The sequence below is a fragment of the Xanthocytophaga agilis genome (assembly GCF_030068605.1).
Lineage (GTDB): Bacteria > Bacteroidota > Bacteroidia > Cytophagales > 172606-1 > Xanthocytophaga > Xanthocytophaga agilis.
In genome coordinates, this window is sequence record NZ_JASJOU010000005.1 from 114,602 (window position 1) to 125,711 (window position 11,110).

At 38.9% G+C, this 11,110-nt stretch carries 11 protein-coding genes; 6 read left to right on the plus strand and 5 right to left on the minus strand.

Annotated features, from left to right (window positions below):
• Together QNI22_RS16180 and QNI22_RS16185 are read right to left on the minus strand one after the other, a co-directional pair.
• The gene (locus tag QNI22_RS16180; protein WP_314512153.1) at nt 1–741 is read right to left on the minus strand and encodes a YebC/PmpR family DNA-binding transcriptional regulator; all 741 of its coding nucleotides are present in this window, start codon (nt 739–741) and stop codon (nt 1–3) included.
• A gap of 73 nt (nt 742–814) precedes the next feature.
• On the minus strand, nt 815–1,387 hold the full coding sequence (locus QNI22_RS16185; protein WP_314512154.1) for a DinB family protein: 573 nt from the start codon (nt 1,385–1,387) through the stop codon (nt 815–817).
• A 485-nt stretch (nt 1,388–1,872) separates the two neighbouring features.
• On the opposite strand from QNI22_RS16185, the gene QNI22_RS16190 reads away from it, so the two are divergent.
• A complete protein-coding gene (locus QNI22_RS16190; RefSeq protein ID WP_314512155.1) occupies nt 1,873–2,397 on the plus strand; it encodes a DUF5606 family protein in 525 nt (174 codons plus the stop codon).
• 39 nt (nt 2,398–2,436) lie between these two features.
• Here QNI22_RS16190 and QNI22_RS16195 read toward each other — a convergent pair whose 3' ends face one another.
• Both QNI22_RS16195 and pyk read right to left on the minus strand, forming a co-directional pair.
• Nucleotides 2,437–3,327 carry a TIM barrel protein gene (locus tag QNI22_RS16195; RefSeq protein WP_313978664.1) on the minus strand — a complete coding sequence of 297 codons (891 nt, stop codon included), beginning with the start codon at nt 3,325–3,327 and terminating at the stop codon, nt 2,437–2,439.
• A gap of 325 nt (nt 3,328–3,652) precedes the next feature.
• Nucleotides 3,653–5,095, minus strand: coding sequence for a pyruvate kinase (gene pyk, locus QNI22_RS16200; RefSeq protein WP_314512157.1), 1,443 nt, complete (start codon nt 5,093–5,095; stop codon nt 3,653–3,655).
• A 444-nt stretch (nt 5,096–5,539) separates the two neighbouring features.
• On the opposite strand from pyk, the gene QNI22_RS16205 reads away from it, so the two are divergent.
• The 3 genes from QNI22_RS16205 to rnc all read left to right on the plus strand — a co-directional run bounded on the left by QNI22_RS16205 (nt 5,540) and on the right by rnc (nt 7,995).
• Nucleotides 5,540–5,776 (plus strand): acyl carrier protein, encoded by a 237-nt coding sequence (locus QNI22_RS16205; RefSeq protein ID WP_313978668.1) that lies wholly within the window; start codon nt 5,540–5,542, stop codon nt 5,774–5,776.
• A 50-nt stretch (nt 5,777–5,826) separates the two neighbouring features.
• Nucleotides 5,827–7,074, plus strand: coding sequence for a beta-ketoacyl-ACP synthase II (gene fabF / locus QNI22_RS16210; RefSeq protein ID WP_314512159.1), 1,248 nt, complete (start codon nt 5,827–5,829; stop codon nt 7,072–7,074).
• Between the two features lie 174 nt (nt 7,075–7,248).
• Nucleotides 7,249–7,995, plus strand: a complete 747-nt coding sequence (rnc, locus tag QNI22_RS16215) for a ribonuclease III (protein WP_314512161.1) — start codon at nt 7,249–7,251, stop codon at nt 7,993–7,995.
• 7 nt (nt 7,996–8,002) lie between these two features.
• Here rnc and QNI22_RS16220 read toward each other — a convergent pair whose 3' ends face one another.
• The gene (locus tag QNI22_RS16220; RefSeq protein WP_314512162.1) at nt 8,003–9,001 is read right to left on the minus strand and encodes a glycosyltransferase family 9 protein; all 999 of its coding nucleotides are present in this window, start codon (nt 8,999–9,001) and stop codon (nt 8,003–8,005) included.
• Between the two features lie 146 nt (nt 9,002–9,147).
• On the opposite strand from QNI22_RS16220, the gene QNI22_RS16225 reads away from it, so the two are divergent.
• Together QNI22_RS16225 and QNI22_RS16230 are read left to right on the plus strand one after the other, a co-directional pair.
• Nucleotides 9,148–10,386, plus strand: a complete 1,239-nt coding sequence (locus QNI22_RS16225; protein ID WP_314512163.1) for a M16 family metallopeptidase — start codon at nt 9,148–9,150, stop codon at nt 10,384–10,386.
• A gap of 11 nt (nt 10,387–10,397) precedes the next feature.
• Complete coding sequence (locus QNI22_RS16230; RefSeq protein WP_314512164.1) at nt 10,398–11,039, plus strand: O-methyltransferase; 642 nt, start codon at nt 10,398–10,400, stop codon at nt 11,037–11,039.
• Nucleotides 11,040–11,110: the final 71 nt, after the last annotated feature.

Sequence of the window (11,110 nt, forward strand, 5' to 3'; positions counted from 1 at the left end):
TTAAATCATCTCTATTTGCTCTTCTGTTATATCAATGTTGTGGTAAACTTTTTGGATATCGTCGTCATCCTCAAACAAGTCGATCAGTTTCATCGCTTTCTGGAATGTCTCATTGTCCAGTGTGACCAGTACATTGGGAATACGTTGCAAAGCAGCCTCTGAGATTTCGATATGCATATCTTCCAGCTTCTTTTGCATAGTTCCGTAATCTTCAAAAGAAGTGATCACTGTAATCAGATTTTCTTCCATGTTTACTTCTTCGGCTCCAGCATCAATCAATTCTAATTCCAACTCATCTAAACTTATAGTGTCAGGCAGGTTAAAGTTGAATACTCCTTTGCGATTAAAAATAAATGCCAGAGATCCGTTAGTACCCAAGCTCCCCCCTATTTTATTATAATACGAACGGATGTTGGCTACTGTACGGGTAGTATTATCGGTAGTAGCTTCTATAAAAATTCCGACAGGGCCAAAATTTCCTTCATAGGTTACTTCCTGATAGTTTTCAACCTCTGCTCCCGTTCCTTTCTTAATAGCCCGTTCGATATTGTCTTTTGGAATATTAGCAGTTTTGGCATTCTGAATAGCAATACGCAAACGAGGATTACCCGAAGGGTCACCACCACCCAAACGTGCAGCAACAATAATCTCCTTACTTAGTCTTGTAAATAATTTGCCCCGACGAGCATCAGTAGTTCCTTTGCGATGTTTAATATTCGCCCATTTACTGTGACCAGCCATAATTATAACTCTATTTAAATCAGATTAGTGAAAAAATTTATATCTCTTTAGTCTGGCTCTCTAGATAGAACAATTAGTATGTCATAGTAGCCTCATATTCCTTTTCATTGCGCTCCATCTGACCAATGTGGCGTTCTGCATGTTTTGCCAGAAAATAAATATATTCATAGACATTTATTTTACCCAGATTATTCACTGTCATAGTTGTTTTATACAAAACTCCCTCTCCATCAGGCATCTGATTCAGATATGTCACACAACGTTGTATTTGTTCAATAAAGAGCGATCTTATCTCTTCCTCTGATTTCTGTCCGGTTGGCTCCATATGTTCTGGACGAATCCACTCAAAAGACTGGTACATGCCTATCTCATCCAGCTTTTTGCGTTCAAATGCATAATGTTCCAGTACAGCTTGTAAATCCTGCTTCTGCATATTCTCAAGTGCCTTTCTAGCTCCTTTATCGATAAGGATTAGCAGAAAGTGGCTTGTTAATGTAATATGCTCCAGAATATCGTTAATGGACCAACCGCCGTTTTCTGGTTTGTATTGTCTTTCCTGTATGGGTTTATCAAACCACACCAGTATCCTGTTCTGTACACTTATCAGTGTATCTTGTATTTCCCTGATTAAATCATGAATGTTCATAGTTGTTTATTTCTAAGAACTGCAAAATTACAAATGTTTGCCATCAAGCTCCAATACATACCTGATGGTTTTTCCAGGTTTCTTCGTTACTCAAAAAAGATTGGTAAGAATTTTGTGGGTTATCATCGGTTATAAAATCTTACTGCAATCAACCTGTGCTATATAGCTTTCATTAAACTTTCACATGTAGGCAAGCTTACCAAATGTTTCTATCTGTCCATCTATATCAGTAAAGAAATAGTGAAAGACAAATAATTTATATCCACACAGGAGAAATGTGGCAACAAACATGCAGATAATTAAGAAGTTACATATTTCTGTTTGTATAAATATCCTTACTTCTTTCCTGTATCTGATTATGTTTCAAACCATATTTTTTACATCTTTGCAGTCCGAATTGCAGTAGGATCCGTTTATCACAAATCATCGAATTAGTTAAATTTATTTTACTATTTTCTTAATCTTTAAGTACGTATCTGATTATCATGGAATTAAAAGAGATTGTTACAGTTTCGGGCAAAGGGGGCTTGTTCAAAGTGGTAAAGCCAACCCGGACAGGTATGATTCTGGAATCAATGGATAAACAAAAAACTCGCTTTATTGTAGGACCTCAACATCGTTTGTCTTTATTATCAGAGATTTCTGTTTATACAAATACCTCCGAAGGAAGTACTCCATTACAGGATGTATTATACAACCTGGGTGATAATTATGGCGACAAAGGTTTGCCTGTATCTGGCAAATCCAGTCCTGAAGAACTGGCATCTTTTATGGGAACGGCTGTTCCTGATTATGATAGAGACCGGGTATATGCTTCAGATATCAAAAAGTTGGTTACCTGGTATGGTATTCTGCTTGAGTATGCTCCTGAGATTCTGAAAAAACAGGAAGCTGTGGCTACTGCAGCAGAGGAGAAAGCTGAAGCATCTGAAGAAAAGGTAAGCGCAGAAACAGAAGAAACACCGGCACCTAAGAAGGCAACTAAAAAGAAACAAAAAAGTGAAGCATAAAAAGAAAACGCCCTGACTAGCATCAGGGCGTTTTTCGTATTAGTAGTTGAATTTTTTAAGATAATCGGCACACAGTTTCGCGCTGGCAAGAGAATCAGGTGAATAGTTATTTTCCTGTTCTACAAAGAAGTGTTTGATACCTGCCTTAGGAGCTAGTTTCAGAATCTTAGCAAAGTCGATAGAGCCTTTTCCCACTTCTGTATTTTTTGTTTTATCAGCTTTACTCATATCTTTTACGTGTACCTGATGGAACCGTCCTGGGTATTTGGTAAAATAATCATCCGGATTTTTTCCAGCAGCTACCACCCAGTACAAATCCATCTCAAAGTTAACCGCTTTCGGGTTAGTTTGAGTCAACAATACATCATAGAAATCTGTAGTTCCAAATTTTTTAAATTCAAAATCATGATTGTGATAGGTGAATTTTAATCCCTGTTTTACAGCATATTCAGCCAACAGGTTAATGATTGCTGCAGATTTTTTGTAATCATCTGCCGATTTGCGGTGCTCTTCTTTCCACCATGGGCAAGTAATATAGGTTAACCCACCTTCTTTAGCTGTTTCTACTGCTTTCTTCCAGTTTGGCGCTACAGCATCCAAACCTGCTTTAACATCTTTGTCAAACTTTACATCAGGAGACGCGTGAGATCCGATTGTTTTCATTCCCAGATCTGTTACTATCTTCTTGAATTCAGCACCTGACAAATTAAAGAACTTACCACTATCAATACCATACGCCTCCAATTCCTTATAACCGTCTTTCGCCAATTGAGTAAGTACATTTTTTGTATCCTTTCCGATTACATCCCGAAGAGTATACAATTGAATTCCAATATTTTTGATTGGTGTGGCTTGAGCATAAGGCATTGCCCATGCAGATAGAGCAGCAGCTCCGGATATTTTAAGGAAATCTCTGCGGTTAAGTGTCATTGTATTACGTATTAATTATGATAAAAAACATCACTAAAGTACTATTTTTTATGAGAAGTAGTATAGCCTAATTTTATAAAGCTTTAAAGTCATCTTTTAGCCTACACCTCCACCTATCTTCCAGCCATGGATTTGACTATATTGTGACTGATTTATAGGCATATAACTCGGCTCGGTTTAAAATCTACATATTTCGCTCATTTAAAAATTAGCCTATACCACCTTGTAGCAAAAAAGCTGCCAGTTTAAAAAAAAGAAAGTCAGAATTATATAGTGATGTATATAAATACATCACTATATAATTCTGACTCGAAATATAGAAAATTTATACAATGCTTAGTTTCAGCATATTTGTATGCCGGTTACGGCTTACAGGGATACTTCCTGTGTTAATAATAACATCACCAGTTTTTACATGTCCGTCTCTTACCAGAATGTCCTTGATATCTTCAAAGATCTCATCTGTGCTCTTAGAGTTATCATAGTAGTATGCACGGATACCCCAAACCAGGCTTAATGTATTTAACAATGTCTCATCAAATGTAAATACAAATATCTGTGATTTTGGACGATGGCTGGAGATACGTAATGCAGTATAACCAGACATGGTTAAACCAACAATAGCCTGAGCATCTGTATCACGAGCCAAACGGCAAGCACTTACAACTACATTGTTGCTGTAGAAGTTCTGATCATGTACCTGTTGTGCATATGCATGGTTTTTGAAATAGATATTAGCTCTTTCCTCTACCTGACGGATGGTTTCTGTCATAGAGCGTACTGCTTCTACAGGATACATACCTGAAGCAGTTTCCGCACTCAACATAACGGTATCAGCGCCATCAATAACCGCATTGGCAATGTCGCTGGTCTCTGCACGGGTTGGACGAGGGCTAGTAATCATACTTTCCAACATCTGTGTTGCAACGATTACCGGCTTAGCAGATTTATTACACTTGTCTGCGATCATTTTCTGGATCATAGGAACTTCCTCGGCAGGAACCTCCACACCCAGATCACCACGTGCAATCATAATTGCATCACTGGCAGCAATGATTGCATCGATATTTACAATGGCTTCTGGCTTTTCAATTTTAGATACAACACGACTTGTTCTTCCTTTTGACTTGATTATTTCTTTCATCTCCAGTACTTCTTCAGCAGTACGTACAAAAGACAAAGCAATCCAGTCCAGGTTATGCTCTAATCCAAATACCAGATCTTCACGATCTTTTTCTGTCAGTGCAGGAATAGATACATTGGTGTTTGGTAGGTTAATACCTTTCTTAGACTTCAGGATACCACCGTATACTACCTCTGTAATGACCTCCTTATACTCTCCACTCTTATTGATATCTGTTACGCGCAGTTCCAGCTTTCCATCATCCAACAAGATACGCTCTCCAATATTTACATCATCTGCCATTTCCACATAGGTAGTACTGATGCGGTCGCTGGTTCCGATAATTTTCTCAGTAGTAATAACCAGTTTGTTTCCTGCACGTAGCTCTACTCCATTATTTTCTACTTCACGGGTACGAATTTTAGGACCTTGCAAATCCTGTAGCAATCCTATATTTAGTTTGTGTTCCTGATTCAATTCTCTAACAAACTGAATCACTTTCAAATGATCTTCGTGGCTTCCATGCGAAAAGTTAAGCCGGAACACATCAACACCAGCCTGAATCAACTGCAATAATTTTTCTTTGGTATTGGATGCCGGGCCAACAGTGGCAATAACTTTTGTTTTGTTAAATGGAATGTTCATGATTTATCAATTAGTCGTTATTTATTTAGTATGTAGTACAGGATTATTTTGAATAATAAATTTATAGAGCAATCCCAGGCCCGGTGCAAAAGCAGATGACCAGCAAAATAATATCTTTTTGCGTTCAAAAACCTAAGTCATGTATGATTATTTAGCAAATTACATCTGATTACCAAACGACTTAGGGCTTTTTCAGTGGGCCTGCAAAACTGCTCAGTTTTTTTGAAAAAATCAGAAAAAACATAAAAAATACTTCGCTCTTGTACTTTTATACCTAATAATGAACAAACAGGCAGGGTGGTATTAGAGAGCAAAACCCGGAAAAACCCATGGGTTAAGCTCTTTTTATTGTCATAAGATTGTCTGACCAATAAAAAATTGTTTGACAATATAGTTTGAAATGCATTTCTTTGCAGCAAGTTTTCACTATTAAAATTCAAAAAAATGTCAGAAATAGCAGAAAAAGTAAAAAAAATCATCATTGAGAAGTTGGGTGTGGAAGAGTCTGAAGTGACAACTGATGCCAGTTTTACAAACGACCTTGGCGCTGACTCTCTGGACACAGTCGAACTGATCATGGAATTCGAAAAAGAATTTGGTATTTCCATTCCTGACGACCAAGCAGAAAACATTTCCACTGTTGGCCAGGCGGTAACGTACCTGGAAGCCAACGTAAAATAATTTTACCCCTCTATTGAATCCCGATTCGCTTCTGCGGATTTACCAACTCTATGCAATTGAGACGAGTAGTCATTACGGGTTTAGGTGCACTTACTCCGATTGGTAATACTGTTTCCGAATTCTGGAACGGATTAGCTAACGGAGTAAGTGGTGCTGCACCTATTACCAAGTTCGATGCGACAAAATTCCGCACAAAGTTTGCCTGTGAAGTGAAAAACTTCGACCCTGAGCAGTTCTTAGACCGCAAAGAAGCCCGCAGGATGGACCCCTTCACCCAATATGCTATGGTAGTAGCCGAAGAAGCTATACAAGATTCAGGTATGGATCTTGCCACCATCGACGTTGATAGGGCAGGTGTCATCTGGGGATCTGGTATAGGCGGACTTCGCTCGTTTCAGGATGAAGTTTCCGGATTTGCCGTAGGAGACGGAACTCCTCGTTTCAGTCCATTCTTTATTACCAAAATGATTGCGGACCTTAGCGCAGGATATATTTCTATCCGTTATGGCTTTCGTGGTCCAAGCTATGTTACAGTATCAGCTTGTGCTTCAGCTACCAATGCCATTGTAGATTCTTTTAACTACATCCGCATGGGAAAAATGGACATTGCCATCACCGGGGGTTCGGAAGCAGCTGTGACAGAAGCAGGTATTGGCGGATTCAATGCCATGAAAGCTCTTTCAGAACGTAATGAATCACCCGAAACTGCCTCCCGGCCTTATGACAAAGACAGAGATGGCTTTGTATTGGGTGAAGGAGCCGGATGTCTGATTCTGGAAGAATATGAACATGCAAAAGCGCGTGGTGCTAAGATTTATGCCGAGCTGGTAGGTGGTGGAATGAGTTCAGATGCCTATCATATCACAGCTCCCCATCCGGAAGGACTAGGCGCACACAATGTGATGCGCAATGCCCTAAATGATGCGGGTCTGAAACCAGAAGATATAGACTATATCAATACACACGGTACATCTACTCCACTCGGAGATCCTCAGGAAATACTTGCCATTCAGAAAATGTTTGGAGAGCATGCGTATAAGATCAATATCAGCTCAACCAAATCGATGACAGGACATTTACTGGGAGCCGCAGGAGCAGTGGAAGCAGTAGCTTCAGTGCTGGCAATTCAGCATCAAACCGTCCCTCCAACGATCAATCACTTTACAGATGATGAAAGTCTGGATTCCAGATTAAACTTCACTTTTAATAAAGCGCAACAGCGGAAACTGGATATTGTATTAAGTAATACATTCGGTTTTGGTGGACATAACTGCTCTATCATTTTCAAAAAAATCTGAGTCAGTTACCGACTACCAAATAAAATTTCATATTCTCCAGGCGCAGCAATAACATTATTGCTGCACTTATATTATTTTTTTTCATAAACTTACTTATCTTTGTCTAAGTGCTTATGCATGAATATATACATGAGCATAGTTTCGTGATTATTCGTACTTAATAAAGCGTAGCCTGTGCCTTCCGTTTTAGGTTTTGTTTCTGAGTTATTCAAATTTTCCTCTCTTAAAGACAAACAACTTGTAAAGGCTATCAAACAGATTACTGGTAGCAGCCCAAAAAATCTGTATCTATACAAACTGGCACTCCAACATACTTCAGCAGCAAAAGAAATCAACTCTGATGGATTCAGAGAGTCTAATGAACGCCTGGAATATCTGGGTGATGCTATTCTAGGAGCTGTTATTGCGGACTTTTTGTTCAAAAAATTCCCATTTAAAGAAGAAGGCTTTCTTACAGAAATACGCTCCCGTATTGTGAACCGGGAATCACTTAATAATGTGGCGAAAAAGATCGGACTCAATAAGCTGATTGTATTTGATGGTCATAAACGTACTGCCCTGACTCATAAATCCATGTATGGAGATGCATTGGAGGCATTGGTTGGTGCAATTTATCTCGATAAAGGGTTTGAGTTCTCCCGTCGCTTTATTATCAAACGTTTAATCAAACCTCACTTTGATTTGGAGAATATAGTTCAGAATAATCAGAACTATAAAAGTATTATGATTGAATGGGCGCAACGTGCTAATAAGAAAGTTCATTTTGAGATAGTAGAAGAAAGAGGAGCTGTCCACAACAAGGAATTTATAGCTCAAGTGGTTGTAGATGGTGAACCATTTGCGACCGGAAGTGGCTACAGCAAAAAGAAAGCGGAACAAGCTGCCGCAGAAAAGTCCTGTGAATTACTGGAATTAAAATAGTTTAATTCTATACACTACTATCTACTTGTCCTACTCTCAACTGACGAATCTCAATATTTCTGGCACACTTAAAATGTCCTTCCGGACAAGCTTTGTGTCCATGTAACCCACACGGTCGACAAGCCAACTTTTCTTCTACCTCTATAACAAATGATCGATCTGACAATGGGCCATACCCAAATCCAGGTATCGTTGAACAATATACAGCACAAACAGGTGCATTCATCGCTGATGATAAGTGCATAGGAGCAGAATCATTTACATAATTCATAACAGCATCCTGCATTAGTGCTGCTGATGCCAGCAAAGATAACTTCCCTGCCAGATTATATACATTTCCCTGCTGACTACTAACCCGAATGTTTTCGCAGATATCCCAGTCAGTGGGAGCACCTAATAAATACACAGAATATGTATTTGAGAGCTGCTGGATCAATTCCATCCACTTATCTTCTGGAAACTGCTTGGTAAACCATACGGAAGTAGGTGCAATACAGATGTATGGCTGCTTTTTACAGGGAGCTACAATCTCAAAATCGACCACAGCTGGATATAACCGAGGCTTTCCAGGAATGGTATCTGTCAAATCCTGTATTAGGGTATGATTGCGTTCTATCTCATGCTTGCCATCAAATACATGAGGAACTGCTTTGTCAAAAAAACGTGAAAGAGGATTCTTATCAAAGCCTATCGTAGTATCTGCACCTGAGAATACTGTAAACCAACCTGTAGTCGCATATCGTTGCAGGTTAATTACATAGCTATACTTCCGATGGCGCACTTGTTTCAAAATTTTCCATAGGTTTTTATACTTACCTCCTTTCTTATCCCAGATATAGACAGTGTTCAAATAAGGATGATCTTTAACAATGCCCTCGTTTCCCTTGCGAACCATGAAATCAATCCGAGCATCCGGATAGTGTTTTTTTAGTTTTTCTATTACACCTGTTGCCAGAATAACATCCCCAATAAATGCCGTCTGAATAATAAGAAATGAAGCCGCCATGAAACTATATTCGTGTCCTGTACAATACCGTATAAGGATTCAAAGGTACTATTTTCGGAGAAAACTTTTCCTTTAGTGATTACGTTCTTGAAAAGAAGATCAATAAGACCGAGAAAGTCTTATCTTTGCAAAGAGAGTAGTAATACATGGAAGAATATGATATTTATACCCTGCCTAATGGCATTAGGGTAGTACACAAACAAGTCACACATACCAAGATAGCCCACTGTGGTTTTACACTAGACATTGGTAGTCGTGATGAAAAACCCCATCAACAAGGGATTGCCCACTTCTGGGAACATATGGCCTTTAAAGGGACCAAAAAGCGAAAATCCTTTCACATACTTAATAGACTGGAAGCAGTAGGAGGCGAATTAAATGCTTTTACAACAAAGGAAAAGATCTCTTTTCACGCATCTGTACTGGATAATCATTATGAGAAAGCATTTGAGCTACTGACAGATATAACTTTTGACTCTATCTTTCCGGAAAAACAGATAGAACGGGAACGAAATGTGATTCTGGAAGAGATGGCGATGTACTATGATTCTCCTGAAGATTCTATTCAGGATGAATTTGATGCTATTGTTTTTGAAAATCACTCGCTGGGATTTAATATTCTTGGCACCAATGAAAGCGTACGATCCTTTCATCGGGAAGACTTCAAGAAATTTATTGCTGAAAACTTAAATACATCCAGAGTCATATTTTCTTCTATTGGTAATATTCCATTTAGTAAAATAAAAAAACTGGCCGACAAGTATCTGGCACCCATTCCAAGCTATACATCTCAGCGTCAGCGTGAGCCGTTTTTACACTTTACACCTCAGCAGATTACCAAAAAACGGGCGATTACTCAGGCGCAATGTGCTCTTGGCAGGACGTCCTATCCATTAAACCATTCCAACCGTTTGCCATTCTATATGCTGGTAAACATACTGGGAGGACCTGGCATGAATTCACGTCTGAACCTCGCATTACGTGAAAAGCATGGATTTGTGTATTCTGTTGAAGCCAGCTATTCTCCTTTTCTGGAAACAGGCTTGATGGCTATTTACTTTGGTACAGAACCCAAGCAATTACAGAAAAGCTTATCATTGATTAGTAAGGAGCTAAAGCTGTTGCGGGACAAAAAGATGGGAACACTGCAATTTCATACTGCTAAGGAACAATTGATGGGACAGTTAGCCATGTCTGAGGAAAGCAATCTAAACTTTATGCTAATGATGGCGAAGAGTTTGCTGGATACAGAACGCATTGAGTCTCTACCAGAGATTTTTTCACAAATACGTACTATTACAGCGGAACAACTTCAGGATCTGGCGAATGAAATGCTAAATGAAAATGAATGGAGTAAGTTATTGTATTTACCTGAAGAAGATTAATCATTACTCATATGGATTTTCTACCTGAAGCTATTTCCGAATACGTCGAGGCGCACAGTGCACCTGAATCTGAATTGTTGCAACGCATCAATCGTGAAACTCATGCCCGTGTGTTAATGCCACGAATGTTATCAGGACATCTGCAGGGTCGTGTACTTTCTATGTTCTCACATATGATGCGGCCTAAGCGTATTCTGGAAATAGGTACCTATACAGGATATTCTGCTATTTGTCTGGCTGAAGGACTTACAGCGGATGGTTTATTATATACACTGGATATCAACGAAGAACTTGAAACCAGAGTACGTGGATATTTTTCAGAGGCAGGACTTGAAAAAAAAATCAACTACCAGATTGGCAATGCAGTGGATATTATTCCCACACTGAAAGAAACCTGGGATATGGTATTCATTGATGCAGACAAACTGAATTATCATACGTATTATGAGCTGGTTTTACCACAAGTGAGGCAAGGTGGTTTTATTATCTCTGACAATGTGTTATGGAGTGGCAAGGTAGCAGATCCCACAGCCAAGAAGGACAAAGATCTGCAAAACATGCTTGCTTTTAATACAATGATTCAAAATGACTCGCGGGTCGAAAATGTTCTTTTCCCAATCAGGGATGGATTGTCTGTTGCCAGAAAACGTTAATTATTCAGGAATAAATAATCACTGAAATATACCACAACCCAAAAGTTGTGGTATATTTTTATCAGAATGCC

Coding starts and splice junctions, on each gene's coding strand:
- QNI22_RS16205 (WP_313978668.1), top strand. CDS start 5,540: ATGTCAGAAATAGCAGAAAAAGTAAAAAAAATCATCATTGAGAAGTTG.
- QNI22_RS16185 (WP_314512154.1), bottom strand. CDS start 1,387: ATGAACATTCATGATTTAATCAGGGAAATACAAGATACACTGATAAGT.
- fabF (WP_314512159.1), top strand. CDS start 5,827: ATGCAATTGAGACGAGTAGTCATTACGGGTTTAGGTGCACTTACTCCG.
- QNI22_RS16180 (WP_314512153.1), bottom strand. CDS start 741: ATGGCTGGTCACAGTAAATGGGCGAATATTAAACATCGCAAAGGAACT.
- QNI22_RS16195 (WP_313978664.1), bottom strand. CDS start 3,327: ATGACACTTAACCGCAGAGATTTCCTTAAAATATCCGGAGCTGCTGCT.
- QNI22_RS16220 (WP_314512162.1), bottom strand. CDS start 9,001: ATGGCGGCTTCATTTCTTATTATTCAGACGGCATTTATTGGGGATGTT.
- QNI22_RS16230 (WP_314512164.1), top strand. CDS start 10,398: ATGGATTTTCTACCTGAAGCTATTTCCGAATACGTCGAGGCGCACAGT.
- QNI22_RS16190 (WP_314512155.1), top strand. CDS start 1,873: ATGGAATTAAAAGAGATTGTTACAGTTTCGGGCAAAGGGGGCTTGTTC.
- pyk (WP_314512157.1), bottom strand. CDS start 5,095: ATGAACATTCCATTTAACAAAACAAAAGTTATTGCCACTGTTGGCCCG.
- QNI22_RS16225 (WP_314512163.1), top strand. CDS start 9,148: ATGGAAGAATATGATATTTATACCCTGCCTAATGGCATTAGGGTAGTA.